Raw genomic sequence first — 18,452 nt, 5'->3', positions numbered from 1 at the left:
CGCCCCCCTGGTAAGCGGGGGCGGCCTCCTCCTCGTGCTTCGTGGCGCGGCCTACCGCGCGCGAGCGCTACAGCGGGCGACGCTCCTGCTCCAGCCGCTGGCCCTCGACGTCGAGCGGGCCGAACTCCGCGCCCGCCTGCGGCGACTTGGCGAGCGAACGGGCGGCGTTGGGGTCACCCAGGCCCGCCCACTCCAGCACCTTGGCGGTGGCCTCCGCCGACTGCGCGGCCGGCAGCTGCCCGATCTTCGAGCCGTGGTTGCCACCGGGGACGGTGTAGACGTAGCTGTCCTCGCTGCCCCGGCCGAGACGGAACGGCTTGGCGCCCCAGGGGTCGTTGCCGCCGTAGACGTACATGATCCGCTCACCCTCGCGCTTCACCCAGCGGTCGATGTCGGGCATCGCGTTCGGGTTGAAGACGGTCGGGATCTCCTTCGGCACGTAGCTGCGGACCGAGTAGAGCTCCTTGTAGTCGTAGTGCAGCACGCCCTTGAGGTGCGAGACGTCGAAGAACGGCGCACCCAGCTCGGTCGCGGCCTGGTAGTAGTACGCGGTGTACTTCGCCAGCGACTGGTCGCTGTTGCCGGTGATGCCGGACTGCGAGTCGAACCAGGCGTACAGCTCGTCGTCGGTCGCGGTGGCGGCCACCGGGACCTTGGCGCAGTCGGCCTCCAGGCTGTACTGCCAGAACGCCCAGACCACGTCCAGCACGCCGGCCTCGTAGGCACGGTCCGGGGTGCCGAGGGTGTTGAAGGTGGACCCGGCCGCCGTGTTGTCCGCGACGAAGCGGGCCTCCAGACGGTCGCGGCGCACCAGCAGCTCACGCTGGGCGGCGTTCAGCCTGGCCCGGCACTCGGGGGTGCCGACGGTCCGGAAGAACTCGCTGTACGCCGCGTAGTCGTTGACGTTCGTGTTGTTCGGCGCGACGTAGGCGATCGTGCCGGCCACGTCGTCCGGGTAGAAGCGGCGGTAGAAGGTGGAGGACATGCCGCCCTTGCTGGCACCGGTGGACAGCCACTCCTCCTGGTAGATCCGCTTGAGCGCGGTCACCAGCCGGTGCGAGTCCGCGGCGCCCTGGCGGATGCCGGCCTTGGACCAGTCCGCCGGGTTCGGGCGGGAGGGGGTGAAGAACCGGTACTCGATGGACACCTGGTTGCCGTCCACCAGCCGGGTCGGCTCGGTGCGGGACGGGTTGGTGCCCAGGGTGTAGCCGTTGGTGTAGAAGACGGTCGGGCGGTCGTAGCCGCGGTGCAGCAGGCTGAAGCGCTGCTGGAAGGTGCCCAGCCAGGGGCGGTTGTGGTCGATCGGCTGGGTGTACGTGGCGATGAAGTAGCGGTGACCGGTGGTGGTCGGCTTCTCCTCGGTGATGGTCACCCCGGGGATCGCCGCCAGACGGTCCTTGATGTCGGCGGTCGGGTCGTCGGCGGGGCTCCGGCCGTGGCGGGACCCGTTGCCCTGGCCGTCCTGCGCCCCCTGGGCACCCTGCGCGCCCTGGCCGTCGGCGGCGGACGCCGGGCTCGCCAGGCCGCCGAACGCGAGCAGCGGTATCAGCAGGGCCGACACCAGCAGCCTTCTCACGGTGGTGGTCATCAACTCTCCATCTGTTCAACTGACATGAATTCCGCCTGCCGGTACGGCCGTGCGGCGCGGGTCGTGCAGGTTGTGCTGGTCGTGCAGGTTGTGCTGGCCGTGCAGGTTGTGCGGATAGTGCGGGTGGTGCGGTGGCCGACCGATGGACGGCCGAATGGGCCACCCGCCGTTCGCGGATGGCCCATCGGGAAAAACGTGCTGGTCAGCGGGGTTGCCCTGGCTGCCTACGGGCGGGGCAGGGTGCAACCGGGGAGGGTGAGGTCGAAGCGGTTGCCGGCGGCGAAGCAGGCCGGGATCCCGTAGGTCTCCTGGGCGTAGCCGATCCCGGGACGAACCGTCACGGCACCGTTCTGGTCGACCTCACAGGGGTTGTCCAGGGTGCAGGTCTCGCCGCTCTCGTTGATCGTGTTGTTGACGGCGACCACCTGGCCGGTCGAGGCGTCGACCACCGGCGAGCCGGAGGTGCCGCCGATCACGTTGCAGGTGGAGGTGTAGCGGACCGAGTCCTTGAAGGTCCAGTCGGCTTCCTTCAGTCGGTAGGCGAAGCCGTCGACCGAGCAGGAGTAGATCTTCTTCCAGTAGCCGGAGACGACCCGGATCGAGGTGCCCTGGACCGGGTGGGTGGCGGCGAGGGTCAACGGGGCTATCCCGTACCGGGACTGGATCGACGCGTAGGTGGTGTTCAGCTGGTAGATCGACACGTCGGTGTCGGTCATCGCGCCATAGACGATCTTGGTCGCACGCAGTGTGGCCGCGCTGCCGCCGCTCGCGTTGAGCAGGGTGAAGCTCCGGCTGGAGGACCGGTTGAGGACGACCTGGCCCGGACCGGGCATACCGGTCTCCAGGCAGTGGCCATTGGAGAGCACGAGGGCCGGGTCGCTCGCGGCCGAACCGGGCATCCGCACCAGCGAGCCGGAGCAGTTGCTGAGCGCGACCGTCCCGGCGAAGGTGACGGCGGCGACAGGCTTCGCGGCGGGCTTGGCGGCCGTGGCTGCGGCCTGAGCCGGAACGGCTCCGACGAAGGCGGTGGCCCCGGCGACCATGAGTGTGGCAACCGTGCCTATGAGCGGCTTCTTCATGAGAGACCTCTCGGTGTGGGGGTCCACGGGTGGGGGTCCACCAAAGCTGGCGCGGACATGACCCACTGTCAAGAGTCAAAGCAACACCAAGAACCTCCCAAGGCGCATTGGCCGGTTACCGCCGCCGCTCAGCACGCGACTCGGCACGCGGACCGGGAGTGCGGACCGAAGTACGGACCGAAGTACGGACAGGAATGCGGACAGGAATGCGGACCGGGATCCGGACCGGCAAGCGATCCGGGACACAGGCCGAATCGCGGCCGGATCCACAGCCGGTTCACGGGCCGCGCGAACCGGATCCCGGGCCGGCCGGACCGGGACGCCACCGGATTCACAACCCCACCGCGGGCCGGCCGCGCGCCGGCCACTCGCCCCCGCCGGCCGGTCAACTGCCGCGCCCGTACGGTCAACCCGCCTGCCAGTGCTCCCGGCCGAGGCTGATCAGGCGCAGCTGGAAGCGCGCGGTGGCGGCGATCCGCCGCTCCCGCGCCGGGTCCGTCTCCAGCGCCTCCAGGAAGGCGGCGGCCGTGGAGACCATGTGGTCGACATACAGCTCGGCGAGCATCCGCAGGTCCCGCTCGCTCCACCCCCGTGACTCCGGTTGCAGCGCCAGGGCGGCTCCCACCTCGGCGGCGAAGCGGCCGAGTTCGGCGTCGATCGCCTCCCGCACCTGCCGGACCCCGCCGTGCCGCTCGCGCGCCAGGAAGCGGACGTGTCCCCGGTGCTCGCGGACGTGCCGTTCGATCACGTCCACCGCACGGTCGATCAGCTCCTCGGCACCACCGGCCTCGGCGAGCACCGCACGGATCATGATGTGCAGGCTGGCCAACGACTCCTCGACCAGTGCCACCCCGAGGGTCGCGAGGTCCGGGAAGTGCCGGTAGAAGGCGGCCGGGGAGAGCCCCGCCTCGCGGGTGACCTCGCGAACGCCCAGGCTCGCCAGGTTCTGATCGGCCAACAGGTGCAGTCCGGCGTCCAGCAAGGCCCGCCGACTCTGCTGCTTCTGGGCCTGCCTGGCCCCAACGGTGTGACTCACGCCATTCAGTAAACAATCGTTTGCTGAACTTGGCCAGCCGAGCGTACAGTGGAGCCGAAGTCAGTGAACACTTGTCAACCGAAATCGGCGCAGTCCCAGCCGCAGCCGAAGGAGCCAGCCGTGATCCTGTTCTCCGCCCTGGTCGCCATGGGTGTCCTGATCGGCACCGCCGCCCACACCTCGCTCCCGGTCTTCCTCGCCGCCTCCGCCGGCATCACCGCCTGGCTGCTCGCCTTCGGCGCCCGCGAGGGCATCGCCCGCCTCCGGCACCGCTGACCCTGCCGCTCCGCGGACCGCACCCGCGGCCACTCCACAGAGAGGACCCGCACCACCATGAGCACCGTCACCGACCACCCGGCCGCCTCGCTTCCGGCCGCCGTCCGGCGGATCGTCAGCCGCCCGGCGAGCCGCGGCCAGGCGACCGACCGTCAGGGACTCGACTGCCAGGGAACCGACCGTCAGGAACCCGACCGCCAGGGAACCGCCGAGGCAGACGGCCTCGCCATCGCCTCCTTCCTCCTCGGCCTGCCAGGCCTGCTGCTGTTCAACATCGTCCTCGGGCCGATCGCCATCACCCTGGCCACCCTGGCGTTGGTCCGCGGCACCAGCCGGCGCGGCCGCGCCCTCCTGGGCCTGGCCCTCGGCATCGCCTCACTGGCGATCCTCGCCGTCACCCTCGTCACCTCCCACGGGGTGCTCATCGACATCGGCTCCTGAACCCGCCCCAACTCCCCTTCCACTCTTGGGTCCTGTACTCGCCCCTCGCTGCTCTCCGTTCCCGATCCACCCTTCGCCCTTGATGCGCCCAGCGGTGCGCCGGTGGTTCTCGTGGCGGCTCACTCGGCGGATCCCGGCTGCCGGAGCGACTGTTCGAACGACTGATCCCGTCAACCCGCCCCGTTCCCCCGGCCCGCCCCGTAGGGTGGGCCCCATCGGCCGGACGACCTCAGGGGGCAGGAGTGACTACGGAGAACCGCAGCGACACGCAGCCGGAACGACCCACCCCAACGGGTGGACGGCTGCTCGCCGTGAGCGATCTGCACATCTCCTACCAGGAGAACCGCGACCTGGTGGAGAAGCTCCAGCCCTCCCACCCCGGCGACTGGCTGCTCGTCGCCGGTGACGTCGCCGAGCTCACCACCAGCATCGAATGGGCCCTCGGCCTGCTCGCCGAGCGCTTCGCCCGCGTGGTGTGGGTACCCGGCAACCACGAGCTGTGGACCCACCCCGAGGACCCGGTCCAGCTGCGCGGGGTGGCCCGCTACGAGCACCTGGTGGAACGCTGCCGCCGGCTCGGTGTGGTGACCCCCGAGGACCCGTACCCGGTCTGGGAGGGCCCCGGCGGTCCGGTCCGCATCGTCCCGCTCTTCCTCCTCTACGACTACACCTTCCGTGCGCCGGGCACGACCACCAAGGAGGCCTCCCTGGCGGCCGCCTACGAGACCGGCGTCGTCTGCGCGGACGAGCGGATGCTCTACCCGGACCCGTTCCCGGACCGCGACTCCTGGTGCCGCGAGCGCGTCCGGCTGACCGAGAAGCGGCTGGCCGCCTGCGACCCGGACGTCCCGCTGGTCTTCGTCAACCACTACCCGCTGGTCCGCCAGCCCACCGATGTCCTCTGGTACCCCGAGTTCGCCCAGTGGTGCGGGACCGAGCTGACCGCCGACTGGCACACCCGGTACAACACCGCGGCGATGATCTACGGCCACCTCCACATCCCGCGCCGGACCACCTACGACGGCGTCCCGTTCACGGAGGTCTCGCTCGGCTACCCGCGCGAGTGGCGCAAGCGCGGACTGCCTAACCCCCTGCTGCGGGAGGTCTTCCCGCAGACGGCGGACTGAGCATCCGGTTCAGCCGCTCCCACCTCCTTCTCCACCGCTCCTGCTCTGCCGTCTCCCGTTCCACCGCCTCCCGTTCCACCGCCTCTCCTACTCCGTCGCGATCGCCCGCAGGATGTCCAGCCGCGCCGCCCGGCCCGCCGGGCGGAGTCCGGCGACCGCGCCCGCCAGCAGCCCGGCCACCAGGACCACGGCCAGCTGGAGGGGCGGTATCGCGAACGATCCCGTCCCGGCGCTGTCCGAGGCCCGCACCAGGGCCCAGCCGAGGAAGGCTCCGAGCCCCAGACCGCCGACCGTCCCGAAGGCCGCCACCAGCACCGACTCCCAGCGCACCATGCCGCGCAGCTGGGCGCTGCTCTGACCGACCGCCCGCAGCAGCCCCAGCTCCCTGGTCCGCTCGTGCACCGCCAGCGTCAGGGTGTTGGTGATGCCCAGCAGCGCGATCAGCACCGCCAGCGCCAGCAGCGCGTAGACCACCGAGAGCATCGTGTCGACTCCGGAGGCCGCGCTCTTGGCGTACTCGGCACGGTCCTGCACCTGCGGGCTGCCGTACGGGACCAGCGCCCGTTCCACCGCCGCCTTGCCCGCGGCGGCCGGCACGCCGTCGCGCAGTCCGACCGCGACCATGGTGTCCGCGTCCTGTCCCCGGTGCGGGGCCCAGGCCTGCCGGGTCATCAGGTAGTCCCCGGCCAGGCTGCCGCCCTCGTACAGGGCACGGATCGTGAACGGACCGCTCGCACCGTCGGTGAAGCCCACGGTGACGGACTGGCCGAGCCGCCAGCCGCGCTGCTGCGCCTCGCTGCGGGAGACCGCCAGCCCGTCCGTGCCGAGCGCGGTCAGCGAGCCGTCGACCCGGCCGAGGTCCACGATCCCGGACAGCCGGGCCGGGTCGGTCACGTCCAGCGTCCGGCCGTGCCCGTCGATCCGGGCCACGCCGCGGCCGAGCCCGACCGTCTGCCGCACCTCGGGCAGGGCGGCCAGGACGTCCGCCGCCTTGGGGCTGATCCCGCTGCCGCCGGCCCCGAACGAGGCGGTGGTGACGGCGAGATCGCCCGCGAAGGACCTGCTCACCGTGGAGTCCAGGGTGGCCTTGATCGAGGCGCCGAAGACGGTGAACAGCGTGACCACCGCGACCCCGATCATCAGGGCGCTCGCGGTGGCCGCCGTCCGGCGCGGGTTGCGGGCCGCGTTGCGCCGGGCGAGCACCCCGGAGACCCCGCGCAGCCTGGGCAGCGGCGCGCCCAGCGTCCGCACCGCGAGGGCCGCGGCGACCGGGCCGAGCACCACCGTGCCGGCCAGTACCGCCAGGGCCCCGACGGCCGTCAGCGCCACGGACGGGCCGTCCGTCGCTCCGAGGACGGCCACCGGCACTCCCCCGGTCAGCAACAGGCCGCCGAACACCACCCGGACGACGCCCGAGCGCCCCTGCGCCGCCCGGTCGACCCCGGTCTCCCGCAGGGCCGCGAGCGGAGCCGTCCGCCCGGCCCGGACGGCCGGCAGCAGCGCGGAGCCCACCGCGACCAGCGTGCCGACCAGCAGCGGCAGCAGGACGGCGGCCGTGCCGATCACCATGCCGCCGGTCGGCAGGGCGAAGCCGAGTGCGGAGAAGAGCGCCTTGAGCCCGGCAGCCACCCCGATCCCGCCCAGCAGCCCGCCCAGCGAGGCCAGCAGGCCGACCGCCAGCGCCTCCGCCAGGGTCGCCCCGAGCACCTGGCCGCGCACCGCCCCGAGTGCCCGCAGCAGCGCGTTCTCCCTGGTCCGCTGGGCGACCACGATGGCGAAGGTGTTGTGGATGGTGAACGTCGCCACCAGCAGCGCGATCCCGGCGAAGACCAGCAGCAGCGTGGTGAACATGGTCAGGAACCGCCCGGACACCAGTTGGGTGGACTCCTGGGTGGCCGCCGCGCCGGTGATCGCCTGGACGCCTGCGGGCAGGTGCGGGGTGATCCGGTCGACCAGCTCCCGCTGGGAGACCCCGCCCGCGGCGCGGACCTGGATCGAACCGGCCTGGCCCTCGCCCTTGGGCGTGAGGTACCGCTCGGCGTCCGCGAAGGTCATCGCGGTGAAGGTGCTCGGCCCCATGCCGTCCGCGTCCGCCCCGAAGGTGGCGATGCCGACGACGGTGACCGGCACCGGATCGGGGGTGCGCAGCACGGTGGTCGAGCCGACGCGCAGCCCGCCCGACTTCGCCGCGCCCCGGTTCACCACCACCTCGCCCGGGGCGGCCGGCGCCCGGCCCTCGGCCAGCCGGTACGGATTGAGCCGGCCGTCGACCAGCCAGTTGCCCGCCAGGGTGGGCGGGCCCTGACCGCCGATCGGCTTGCCGTTGCTCCCGATGAGCTGGCCCGCGCCCTGGACGGACGGCTCCGCGGCCGCCACCCCCGGCACGGTGCGCAGCCGGTCGGCGAGCGTCACCGCCACCGGCGCCCGCACCCCGCCGACCGTGCCCGCCGAGTCCAGCACGTCGGCGCTGCGGACCACGACGTCGGTGCCGGCGTTGGCGTCGGCGAAGAGGGTGTCGAAGTTGGCCCGCAGGGTGTCGCCGAGCACCATCGTGCCGGTCAGGAAGCTCACCCCGAGCACGATGGACAGGAGGGTGCCGGCCAGCCGCCGTTTGTGGGCGCGCAGCGAGCGCAGGCTGAGCCGGAGGGGAACGGCGTTCACGACCGCCCCCGTTCGAAGGCCTTCATCCGGTCCAGCACCAGGGCGGAGGTGGGCTGCCGCATCCGGTCCACCAGCCGTCCGTCGGCGAGGAAGAGCGCCTCGTCGGCCCAGCCGGCGGCCGTCGGGTCGTGGGTGACCATGACCACGGCCCGGCCCATCTCGTCCACCGCCCGGCGCAACAGGCCGAGCACCTCGCCGCCGCTGCGGGAGTCGAGGTTGCCCGTCGGCTCGTCGGCGAAGACCACCCGGGGCCGCCCGGCCAGCGCCCGGGCCACCGCGACCCGCTGCTGCTGGCCGCCGGAGAGCTCGCTCGGACGGTGCCGCAGCCGGTCGCCGAGTCCAACCACGTCGACCAGCGTCTCCAGCCAGGCCTGGTCGGGGGCGGCCCCGGCCAGGTCGAGCGGGAGGGTGATGTTCTCCAGGACGGTGAGCGTGGGCACCAGGTTGAAGGCCTGGAACACGAAGCCGATCCGCTCCCGGCGCAGCAGCGTGAGCCGCCGGTCGTTGAGCGGGCCGAGCTCGGTGTCGCCGATCCAGGCGCTGCCGGCGGTGAGCCTGTCCAGCCCGGCCACGCAGTGCATCAGGGTGGACTTGCCCGAGCCGGACGGGCCCATGATCGCGGTGAACCGCCCGGTCGGGAACTCCACCGTCACGTGGTCCAGCGCGCGGACCTCGGTGCCGCCGACTCCGTAGACCTTCACGGCGTCGGCGACCCGGGCGGCGGTGCCCCGTACGACGTCCAGGGTGGTCACCTGGCGCCACCTCCCTTGGAGTCGTCCCGCGGCGACTCGCTGAGCACGGCCCGCTTGGCGCGGTACTCCTCGGCGTCGATGTCCCCCTCCGCGTAGCGCCGGCCCAGGACGGCCAGCGGATGCTCCGCCGCGGCTCCGGCTCCCGCCCCGGCTCCGGTTCCAACCCCGTAGCCGTACCCGAATCCGCAGCCGTGCCGCCGCCAGACCGTGCGGCGCAGCACCGCGATCACCAGGACCACCACGGCGATCCAGATCAATGGGATCAGCAGGATCCATGGGCCGGGGCCGTGCCAGTCGGCCAGCTGGGTGTACATGGTGGTTCAACTCCTCGGTGGTGGGCCTCCAGGACCTCGGGTGGTTCCCGAGGTGACTGGAGCGTCCCGCAACGAGGTCTCATCACGCGTCCTACCAGCAGCGGCAGTTGGGATACTCCCGGGAGAGTAGGAACCGCCCGCGACACGCGGGGCCGGAAGCAGGCGCGCGACGGCGACGCCTCCGGCGCACCCGCCCCGTGGACCGCAACCGCCCATGGACCGAACACCCGTGGACCAACCGCCCGCGGACCGCATCCGCCAGGAGCCGCTCAGCCCAGCCAGCCCGGCCGCACCAGCCCCGACTCGTAGGCCAGCACCACCAGTTGCGCCCGGTCCCGCACGCCGAGCTTCACCATCGCCCGGCTGACGTGCGTCTTCGCCGTCAGCGGGCTGACCACCAGCCGCCGGGCGATCTCCTCGTTGGACAGCCCCATCCCGACCAGGGCCAGCACCTCGCGCTCCCGCTCGGTCAGCATCGAGATGTCCGAGAGCCCCTCCGGCACGGCCTCGGGCGCCTTCGAGCGGGCGGCGAACTCGCCGATCAGCCGCCTGGTGACGCCCGGCGAGAGCAGTGCGTCCCCCGCGACGGCGACCCGGATCGCCCGCAGCAGTTCGGCCGGCTCGGTGTCCTTGACCAGGAAGCCCGCGGCCCCCGAGCGCAGTGCCTCGAACACGTACTCGTCCAGCTCGAAGGTGGTCAGCACGACCACCCGCACGGGGGACAGCGCCGGGTCCTCGGCGATCCTCCTGGTCGCCTCCAGCCCGTCCATCCGCGGCATCCGGATGTCCATCAGCACGACGTCCGGCACGAGTTCACGGGCGAGCCGCAGCGCGGCCTCGCCGTCGTCCGCCTCGCCGACCACCGTCAGGTCGTCCTGGAGGTCCAGCAGGGCCCGGAAGCCCGCCCTGACCAGCAGCTGGTCATCCGCCAGCAGTACCCGAATCAATCGCTCTCCGCCTTCGGTGTCGGCAGCTCCGCCCGGACCCGGAAGCCACCGTCGGGCAGCGGCCCCGCGGCGATGGTGCCACCGAACGCCGCCGCGCGTTCCCGCATCCCGACCAGCCCGCTGCCCGACCCGCCCGCGTCCGCGAGCACCGCGGGCCCCGGGTCCTCCACCCGGACCACCAGCACGGCCGGGTCCGTCCAGTCCAGCACCACGACCGCCTGGCGGGCCGCCGAGTGCCGGACCACGTTGGTGAGCGCCTCCTGGACGATCCGGAAGGCGGTGAGGTCGACGGCGGCGGACAGCGCACGCCGCTCGCCGCGCTCCTGCACCTCCGCCGCCAGGCCCACCCGGTCCGCCTGCTCGGTGAGTTCGTCCAGCCGGTCCAGCCCCGGGGCCGGCCCGCGCGGCGCCGCCCCGGGCCCGCGCAGCGTCGCGAGCACCTGGCGAACCTCGCCGAGCGCCTCCTTGCTGGTCGACTTGATCGTGACCAGCGCGCCGCGGGCCTCCTCCGGCCGACGGTCGAGCAGCGCCAGCGCGACCCCGGCCTGGATGCTGATCAGCGACAGGCTGTGCGCCAGGATGTCGTGCAGCTCCCGGGCCATCCTGAGCCGTTCCTCGTTGGCCCGGCGCTCCTCCAGCTGCTGCCGGTAGGCCCGGTGGGCGGCGATCCGCTCGCGCCGGAACCGGACCAGCTCGCCCCCCGCCATCACCAGCAGCAGCCAGGCCAGCAGCCCCAGCTCCTGCAGCCAGACGCTGCCGGACGGTGGGGCCGCGCGCTGCCAGCTCTGCGGCAGGACGAAGATGCCGAGCAGGTGCACCAGGTAGACGCCCCCCGCGCCGGCCCAGGCCGCCCGGCGGTGCCCGGAGCCGATCGCCACGCAGCAGGCGATCAGCCAGCTCACGAAAGCCGGCCCGTACGGGTACCCGGCGGCCAGGTACCCGGCGGTGACCACCGAGGTGCCGGCCACCACCGCGACCGGCCGGCGCTCGCGCAGCACCAGCAGCGCCGGCCCGAGCAGCAGCAGGAGGTAGCCGAGGGCGTCCAGCGGGGCCCGCCCGTGCTGGTTGTGACCGGCGAAGGTCGAGCCGACCACCTGGAGCACCGCGACCGCCGCCGCCGTCCCGAGCGGGTAGCCCGCCTTGGCCGCGCGCACCCACGGCGGGCGCCACGGCTCGGGCGGCTCCTCCGGCGGCTGCGCCGGTGGCCGCTCCGCCGAAGGCGGCTCGGCCGGCGGGGACATGGGCGGCATCATGCCCACAAGCTAGACCCGCGACGCGTCCCCGCGCGTCCTCCACCAGTGGCGTTCGGGCGTACTCCCGTTGGAGTACGCCCGCCCCCGGTCGTCCTCAGTCCCCCGCGGCGGCCGAGCCGGCCCGGGCCTTCGCCTCCGCCTCCGCCTCCTCGAAGGTCGCCGACGCCTCCGGCCGCGCCAGCGTCACCACCAGTTCCCCGTCGCTCACGTCCGCGATCAGCGTGTCCCCCTCCCGCACCGAACCGTCCAGCAGCAGGTTGGAGATCCGGTTGTCCAGCTCCGACTGGATCGTCCGGCGCAGCGGCCGGGCCCCGAACTCCGGCTGGTAGCCCCGGTCGACCAGGTACTCCTTGGCCGTCCCGGTGACGTCCAGCTCGACGCCCTGGGCCCTCAGCCGGCGCCGGCTGCGGTCCAGCAGCAGGTCCACCACCGAGAGCAGGTCCTTCCGGGTGAGCGCGTGGAAGACGATCACCTCGTCGATCCGGTTGAGGAACTCCGGCCGGAACTGCTGCCTCAGGTCGCGCATCAGGTCGTCACGGATCTCGTCCACGTTCCCCGCGTGGTCGAGGATCCGCTGGGAGCCGATGTTGCTGGTCATGATCACCACGGTGTTGCGGAAGTCGACCGTACGCCCCTGGGAGTCGGTCAGCCGCCCGTCGTCCAACACCTGGAGCAGCAGGTTGAAGACGTCCGGGTGCGCCTTCTCCACCTCGTCGAAGAGCAGCACGCTGTACGGCTTGCGGCGCACCGCCTCGGTCAGCTGCCCGGCCTCCTCGTAACCGACGTACCCGGGCGGGGAGCCGACCAGTCGGGAGACTGTGTGCTTCTCCTGGAACTCGCTCATGTCGAAGCGGATCATCCGGTCCGGGTCGCCGAACAGCAGCGCCGCCAGCGCCTTCGCCAGCTCGGTCTTGCCGACGCCGGTCGGCCCGAGGAAGAGGAAGGAACCGGTCGGACGGTCCGGGTCGCCCATCCCGGCCCGGCCGCGGCGCACCGCCTGGGCGACCGCCGTGACCGCCTCGTCCTGGCCGATCACCTTCTCGTGCAGGTGCTCCTCCAGCTTGAGCAGCCGCTCCTTCTCGGTCGCGTTCAACTCCGCGACCGGGATGCCGGTCCGGGAGGAGAGCACCTGCGCGATGTCGTCGGCCGTCACGTCGACGACCTCCTCGCGGGACTCGGCCATCGCCGCCAGCTCGTCCTCGGTCTGCCGCAGCTCGGTCTTCAGGTTGGCGGCCCGGACGAACTCCTCGTCCGCGACGGCCTCGTCCAGCTCCCGCTTCAACTTGGTGATCCGGTCCTGCACCCCGGTCGCCTCGGTCGACCCGCTCAGGCTGCGCAGCCGGACCCGCGCGCCGGCCTGGTCCAACAGGTCGATCGCCTTGTCGGGCAGGAAACGGTCGCTGACGTACCGGTCGGAGAGCGTCGCCGCCGCGTCCAGCGCCTCGTCGGTGAACCGCACCTGGTGGTGCGCCTCGTACGCGTCGCGCAGCCCGTGGAGGATCTCGACGGTCTCCTCGACGCTCGGCTCGGGCACCAGCACCGGCTGGAAGCGGCGCTCCAGCGCGGCGTCCTTCTCCACGTGCTTGCGGTACTCGTCCAGCGTGGTCGCGCCGACCACGCTCAACTCACCGCGCGCGAGCGCCGGTTTGAGGATGTTGCCGGCGTCCATCGAGCCCTCGCCACCGCCGCCGGCGCCGACCACGGTGTGCAGCTCGTCCAGGAACAGGATCACGCTCTTCTCGGCCGCGGTGACCTCGTCGATCACGTTCTTCAGCCGCTCCTCGAACTCGCCCCGGTACTTGGAACCGGCCACCAGCGCGGTCAGGTCGAGGGTGACCACCCGCTTCTCCCTGAGGCTCTGCGGCACGTCCCCGGAGACGATCCGCTGGGCCAGGCCCTCGACGATCGCCGTCTTGCCGACGCCCGGCTCACCGATCAGCACCGGATTGTTCTTGGTCCGCCGGGAGAGGATCTCGACGGTCTGCTCGATCTCCTCGGCCCGGCCCACCACCGGGTCCAACCGGCCCGAACGCGCCTCCTCGGTGAGGTCGCGCCCGTACTCGTCCAGCGTCGGCGTCTCGCTCGGGCGGGCACCCGTACTGCTGCGCTCGCCGCCGGTGCCGCGCCCCTCCAGCACCGACTTCAGCGCCTCCTGCGAGGGCGCCGCGTTGCGCAGCGCCACCCCGGCCCCCGAGCGCTCCTGGTCGAGCAGCGCGCCGAGGATGTGCTCCGGGCCGATGTACGAGGCGCCCACCGCCTGCGACTGGGCGTGCGCGGCGAGCAGCGCGCGCTTGGCCGAGGGGGTGAGCGCCGGCCGGCCGTCCACCGCCTCGGGACCGCCCGCGGGCAGGGCGTGCTCCAGGTCCCCGGAGAGCCGGTCCGGATCGATACCGGCCCGTTCCAGCATCCGGCGCGAGGGTTCCACCCGGGTGGCCGCCCAGGCCAGGTGCGCGGTGTCGAGGTCACTGGAGCCGTCCTCGGCCGCTCGCCGCGCGGCCAGCGCGAGCAGCTCCTGCGAGGACTCGCTGAGCAACCGTCCGATCGGCACCCGCTGCACGGCGGGCGGGGAAGCCAGCGGGCTCATCCCGAAGAACCGGCTGAGCAGATCGGAGAACGGATCGTTCGATCCGAACGGGGGCACGGTCACGGCGTTTCACCTCTCCCAAGCGGTTTGCAGCCACACAAACACAGGCCGCGGCACCTCGCCTGTCGAGCCGGACGGCGCCGTCACCCGGCGTGCCCGGGCCTCGCCGCCGGCGGGACGTGCGGGCGGACACGCCGGCGGGACGTGCGGGCGGACGTGCGGGCCCGACACAGAACCGTTCACGGGGCCGGGAACTCGCGTTCACCCGGTGACCCGATCCAGCAGCACACCGCCGCTGTACGTCACCCCCATCGCCAGCAGCCCGCCCACGACGTTGCGCATGATCGCCCGCCCCGGGCCGGCCCCGCCCAACCGGGCGCTCGTCCAGCCCGACACGGTCAGCGCGACCACCACCGCCACCACCGTCACCAGCAGCCGCCACGACTCCGGCGGCAGCAGCACCGCCAACAGCGGCACCAGCGCGCCCAGCGTGAACGCCGCCGCGCTCGCCAGCGCCGCCTCCCAGGGGTTGGTCAACACGTCCGGGTCGATGCCCAGTTCGGTCTGCGCGTGGGCCGCCAGCGCGTCCCGCTCGGTCAGCGCCGTCGCCACCTCCCGGGCCAGGCCGTCCTCCAGCCCGCTGCCCCGGTAGTAGTCGGTCAGCTCGTCGAGCTCCCCCTCCGGATCCTCCGCGAGCTCCCGCCGCTCCTGCGCCAACGCGGCCCGCTCGGTGTCCCGCTGGGTGCTGACCGAGACGTACTCGCCCGCCGCCATCGACATCGCCCCCGCCAGCAGCCCGGCCACCCCGGCCGCGAGCAGCGCCGTCCGAGAACCCTCCGCGCCCGCCACACCGGTCACGAGGCCGGCCGTCGACACCACGCCGTCATTGGCCCCCAGCACGGCCGCGCGCAGCCAGTTCAGGCGCGAGGAAAGCTCCGCCCGCGACTCCCCGACCTGCTCAGCCATCCGCCACCGCTCTCAGGGGTCCGCCCGGTCCCCCCGATCCTTGCCCGCCACCCGCGGCCGCGCCACCCGCTACCCCAGCACCGGCGCCAGCGCCCGCCGCAGGTCCTCCGGTCCCCGGTAGCGCACCCCGGTCATGCCCAGCGCCACCGCCGCATCCACGTTCTCCTGCCGGTCGTCCACGAACAGGCACCGCTCCGGCACCACGCCGGCCCGCTCGGCGGCGATCTCGTAGATCCGCCGGTCCGGCTTGGCACTGCCCACCCGAGAGCTGTTCACCACGGCGTCCGCCAGGTCCGTCAGCCCCAGCAGCGCCAGGTCCTCGTCCAGCCACGCCGTCGCATTGGTCACCAGCACCACCCGGCAGTGCTCCCGCACCCGCCGCAACAACCCCACCAGTACCTCGTCCGCCCGGAACGGCGAGTTCGCGAACGCCTCCGCCAGCCCGCGCGCCTGCGCGCCCGTCACCCGCCCGACCAGCCCCCGCGCGATCGACTCCACCCACTCCGCCTTCCCGATCCGCCCGAGCAACAACGGCAGGTCGTTCTCCGGCGCGAACCCGACCTCCGCCGTACTCCCCTCACCCACCCCCGCCGCCCGCTCCAACGCCGCCACCTCGGCCCCGTCGAAGAACCGGATCACCCCGTCCACATCGCACAGCACCGCATCGAACGCCCTGGTCAACATCCCCCCTCCCTACCACCCCGGCCCACCACCGCCACCCGGCAACCCCCACCCCCGACCGGCGAAGGGCCCCAGGCCCGGCGCACCGCCAGGACCCGGAAACGGCCGAGGGCCGGTCCAGGAGGTGGTGCCTCCCGAACCGGCCCTCGCAGTGGTGGACCCGGACGGTTTCGAACCGCCGACATCTGCTCCTGGCCACTACTCTGGCAATCTGCTCGGCAGATACCAGGCCGTCCGGCCTGATGCACTTCGCCTGCCCCAGAACGACCAGTTTGGTACCGGCCAGACCGCTGCCGATATCCAACCGCCCGACGGAGTCCGCCCCGCCGTCCCCCGACCGACGGGTCAGCCAACCTTCGTTGTACTTGTGACCGGACGCCCGCATCACCTTCGCAGCAGCGACCGCAGCCAAGACCTCGAACGCGTGCTTGTCCTTGTCGAACCGCTTGCAGACCGCCTGGAGGTCCGCCTCGACCGAGCTGCCCGGAGTCGGCCGTTGGTCACGAACGTTGACGACCTGCGACCGTGCCACTCGCACCGACCGGAACAGCAGCAGCGGCGCTGCACCGGCCCTCTCCTCAGCTGTAGGCGCTTGGTGGCAGCCGAACGCCTCCAGCAATGCCGCGTTGCCCGTGGTGGTGCCGACCGGCTTCGCCATCTCCGGCTTGTGGTCACCGAAGTAACGAACATGTCCGTTGTCGATGTCGAACACGTCGTGCCACGGTATCTGTTCCGATCCTGCCTTCCACGGACTCGACCGGATCATCGCCGCCGGCCGCCGCATCCCCTGGTCCGCCTTGACCTTGGCCATCGCATTGATCCCCGCTTCGAGCAGGGCCCGCTTCTGACCGGGACTGTCCGTGACGAAGTAGAAGTTGTCGAACCCGTCGACTGTCGCCGGCACCGTGTCCTTCGAAGCCGTGTACCGAAGCACGTCACCCACACGCAACGACAAGAGACCCGCCTGCTCCCTCGATGGGCGGCGGGACAGGGGCGCGGAAACGATCGAGGGCCAGCTCGGGAGGACGCTGCCTCCGAACTGGCCCTTCTCCATCTGTGGGCGCGGACGGTTTCGAACCGCCGACATCTGCTTTGTAAGAGCAGCGCTCTACCACTGAGCTACGCGCCCCCTGCCGTATGCCCGGTGGGCGTACGACGAGTGCCTAGGGTACCTGGTCCCGGGAGGTGGTGTGGGCCGGGTGTCCGGTGGGGTGGCGGGTGGGCGGGGGTGCGGCGGGGTGCGGGGCCGTGAGGTGGATGGGGTGGGAGGGGGTGCCGGGCCGGTGGGGGGATCGGGGAGAATGGAGGCCGGATCAGCGGGTCGGAGCAGGGAGCGCGCAGTGACGGTGGCCGGCGGGAGCGGGCGGGGGCGGCGTCGGGCGGGGAGTGCGCTGGCCGACGCGTTGGTGTTGCCGGTGGTGCTGGCGGGTGCGCTGGGGGCGGTCGGGCTGGCCTCGGCCGGGACCGGCGGCTGGTGGGGCCGGCGCGGCGGCGGTGAGGGCGGACGGGCACAGGCCCGGGAGGCCCGGGCGGCGGCCCAGGAGGCGTTCTACGAGCTGGAGGAGACCCAGCGCGAGGTGCAGCTCGCGGTGGAGACGGTCCGTGCGGCGGAGGAGGGCCAGGCGGCGCAGCGCGCGCTGGCCGACCTGGCGGCGATCTCCGGCCGGGTCGACCGGGTCACCGTGAACTACCTCGCCGCGCTCGACGCCCACAACCTGGACAGCGAGACCCTGGACGCGGGCACGGCCGCGCAGGCCAAGCGCCAGTTGGAGGACGTGAAGGGCCAGCTGGGCTCGGCCCGGGCGGAGCTGAACGACTTCCTGCGCCGCCTGCAGCCGACCGTCCAGCACGCCGAGCAGCAGCTGATGCGGGTCACCCCGGCGGTCGAGCAGGCCAAGCGCGCGCTGCTCGCGGCCACCACCGCGCTGGACGAGGCGCGCGGCGCCGGCCTGCGGGCGGACGACCTGGCGGCCCGGCTGGCCGAGCTGGCGCCCGAGCTCGGCCGGCTGAACGAGGGCCCGGCCCGGCACGGGGTCGCGGACACCCTGCGGCGCGCGGACGACGTGAAGCACCGCGCCGAGGCGATCGCCGCCGACGCCGGGCAGTTGCCGGAGCGGGCGCGGGAGATCGACCGGCGGGTGGCGAGCCTGCGGACCCGCATCCAGGCGCTGGAGACCAAGGCCGCGACGGTCGAGCCCGCTCTGAGCGAGCTGCGCCGCCGGTTCAGCACCGCCTGCTGGCAGGACCTCCAGCGGGTGTCGGACCAGGTCGCGGAGACCGGCCGCGCCGCCGAGCGCAAGCTCGCCGAGGCCGCCCGGGCGCGGGACGAGCAGCGCTGGGCGGACGCCACCGCCGCGATCGGGACGGTCCGCGCGCTGCTGGAGACCGCCGACGGCTCGGTGTCCGCGGTGAACGACCGGCTGCGGCAGCTGAACGAGGTGCAGCACGACCCCAACCGGGAGATCGAGCGTGCCCGCTTCGCGATCCGGGACGCGCAGCGGCTGGCGATGGCCGGGCGCAGCGCGCCGGACCCGCGGCACGCCGCCCCGCTGGACGAGGCGGTGGCCCGGCTGGACCGCGCGGTGGCCGCGCTGGAGGCGGCGGGCCGGCACCCCGACTACTGGCACTTCCTGACCGAGCTCGCGGGCGTGCGGGACACGGCGGCGCGGGTGATCGAGCTGATCCGCGGGGACCTCGGCGGTCACCGGTAGGACGACCGGGAACGCCGGTAGGACCGGTAGGACCGG

General features: G+C 73.0%; 16 protein-coding genes and 1 tRNA gene. 4 read left to right on the top strand and 13 right to left on the bottom strand.

The genetic code is table 11. The features are described from left to right. Positions 1 to 67: 67 nt before the first annotated feature. From ACWGJO_RS26170 to ACWGJO_RS26160, 3 genes are all read right to left on the bottom strand, one after another. A complete protein-coding gene (locus ACWGJO_RS26170; RefSeq protein ID WP_452187356.1) occupies positions 68 to 1,588 on the bottom strand; it encodes a S28 family serine protease in 1,521 nt (506 codons plus the stop codon). Between the two features lie 224 nt (positions 1,589 to 1,812). Next, on the bottom strand, positions 1,813 to 2,667 hold the full coding sequence (locus tag ACWGJO_RS26165; protein ID WP_452187355.1) for a S1 family peptidase: 855 nt from the start codon (positions 2,665 to 2,667) through the stop codon (positions 1,813 to 1,815). A 406-nt stretch (positions 2,668 to 3,073) separates the two neighbouring features. Further along, positions 3,074 to 3,703 carry a TetR family transcriptional regulator gene (locus ACWGJO_RS26160; RefSeq protein ID WP_452187353.1) on the bottom strand — a complete coding sequence of 210 codons (630 nt, stop codon included), beginning with the start codon at positions 3,701 to 3,703 and terminating at the stop codon, positions 3,074 to 3,076. Positions 3,704 to 3,823: 120 nt separating this feature from the next. Between ACWGJO_RS26160 and ACWGJO_RS26155 the strand changes: the two genes are divergently transcribed. The 3 genes from ACWGJO_RS26155 (at position 3,824) to ACWGJO_RS26145 (ending at position 5,547) form a co-directional block, all read left to right on the top strand. After that, positions 3,824 to 3,979: a hypothetical protein gene (locus ACWGJO_RS26155; protein ID WP_224277104.1), complete on the top strand. Its 156-nt coding sequence runs from the start codon at positions 3,824 to 3,826 to the stop codon at positions 3,977 to 3,979. Positions 3,980 to 4,036: 57 nt separating this feature from the next. Next, complete coding sequence (locus tag ACWGJO_RS26150; RefSeq protein ID WP_452187351.1) at positions 4,037 to 4,420, top strand: hypothetical protein; 384 nt, start codon at positions 4,037 to 4,039, stop codon at positions 4,418 to 4,420. 311 nt (positions 4,421 to 4,731) lie between these two features. After that, the gene (locus ACWGJO_RS26145) at positions 4,732 to 5,547 is read left to right on the top strand and encodes a metallophosphoesterase family protein (protein ID WP_452187349.1); all 816 of its coding nucleotides are present in this window, start codon (positions 4,732 to 4,734) and stop codon (positions 5,545 to 5,547) included. An 87-nt stretch (positions 5,548 to 5,634) separates the two neighbouring features. Here the strand turns inward: ACWGJO_RS26145 and ACWGJO_RS26140 are convergent, their stop codons facing one another. The 10 genes from ACWGJO_RS26140 to ACWGJO_RS26095 all read right to left on the bottom strand — a co-directional run bounded on the left by ACWGJO_RS26140 (position 5,635) and on the right by ACWGJO_RS26095 (position 16,834). Beyond that, entirely contained in the window at positions 5,635 to 8,208 is a 2,574-nt protein-coding gene (locus ACWGJO_RS26140; RefSeq protein WP_452187347.1) for an ABC transporter permease, read from the bottom strand. Continuing rightward, positions 8,205 to 8,960: an ABC transporter ATP-binding protein gene (locus tag ACWGJO_RS26135; RefSeq protein WP_452187345.1), complete on the bottom strand. Its 756-nt coding sequence runs from the start codon at positions 8,958 to 8,960 to the stop codon at positions 8,205 to 8,207. Before ACWGJO_RS26135 ends, ACWGJO_RS26140 begins: the two co-directional genes overlap by 4 nt. Further along, complete coding sequence (locus ACWGJO_RS26130) at positions 8,957 to 9,274, bottom strand: SHOCT domain-containing protein (protein WP_452187343.1); 318 nt, start codon at positions 9,272 to 9,274, stop codon at positions 8,957 to 8,959. The genes ACWGJO_RS26135 and ACWGJO_RS26130 overlap by 4 nt, the downstream gene beginning before the upstream one ends. Before the next feature lie 269 nt (positions 9,275 to 9,543). Then, positions 9,544 to 10,221: a response regulator transcription factor gene (locus ACWGJO_RS26125; protein WP_359907250.1), complete on the bottom strand. Its 678-nt coding sequence runs from the start codon at positions 10,219 to 10,221 to the stop codon at positions 9,544 to 9,546. Next, complete coding sequence (locus tag ACWGJO_RS26120; protein WP_452187341.1) at positions 10,218 to 11,462, bottom strand: sensor histidine kinase; 1,245 nt, start codon at positions 11,460 to 11,462, stop codon at positions 10,218 to 10,220. Before ACWGJO_RS26120 ends, ACWGJO_RS26125 begins: the two co-directional genes overlap by 4 nt. A gap of 106 nt (positions 11,463 to 11,568) precedes the next feature. After that, on the bottom strand, positions 11,569 to 14,121 hold the full coding sequence (locus ACWGJO_RS26115) for an ATP-dependent Clp protease ATP-binding subunit (protein ID WP_452187339.1): 2,553 nt from the start codon (positions 14,119 to 14,121) through the stop codon (positions 11,569 to 11,571). A 198-nt stretch (positions 14,122 to 14,319) separates the two neighbouring features. Then, positions 14,320 to 15,024 carry a VIT1/CCC1 transporter family protein gene (locus ACWGJO_RS26110; protein WP_452187338.1) on the bottom strand — a complete coding sequence of 235 codons (705 nt, stop codon included), beginning with the start codon at positions 15,022 to 15,024 and terminating at the stop codon, positions 14,320 to 14,322. A 69-nt stretch (positions 15,025 to 15,093) separates the two neighbouring features. Then, positions 15,094 to 15,663 (bottom strand): HAD family hydrolase, encoded by a 570-nt coding sequence (locus tag ACWGJO_RS26105; RefSeq protein ID WP_452187337.1) that lies wholly within the window; start codon positions 15,661 to 15,663, stop codon positions 15,094 to 15,096. Further along, positions 15,602 to 16,648 carry a hypothetical protein gene (locus ACWGJO_RS26100; protein ID WP_452187335.1) on the bottom strand — a complete coding sequence of 349 codons (1,047 nt, stop codon included), beginning with the start codon at positions 16,646 to 16,648 and terminating at the stop codon, positions 15,602 to 15,604. Before ACWGJO_RS26100 ends, ACWGJO_RS26105 begins: the two co-directional genes overlap by 62 nt. 114 nt (positions 16,649 to 16,762) lie before the next feature. Beyond that, a tRNA-Val gene (locus tag ACWGJO_RS26095) sits at positions 16,763 to 16,834 on the bottom strand. Positions 16,835 to 17,006: 172 nt separating this feature from the next. Between ACWGJO_RS26095 and ACWGJO_RS26090 the strand changes: the two genes are divergently transcribed. Further along, positions 17,007 to 18,416, top strand: coding sequence for a hypothetical protein (locus tag ACWGJO_RS26090; protein WP_452187333.1), 1,410 nt, complete (start codon positions 17,007 to 17,009; stop codon positions 18,414 to 18,416). The last annotated feature ends 36 nt before the right edge of the window (positions 18,417 to 18,452 follow it).

The sequence above is a fragment of the Kitasatospora sp. NPDC054795 genome, from assembly GCF_053611565.1.
Note: the sequence above shows the minus strand (reverse complement) of the source record. Positions and strands in the feature narration are given on the sequence as shown.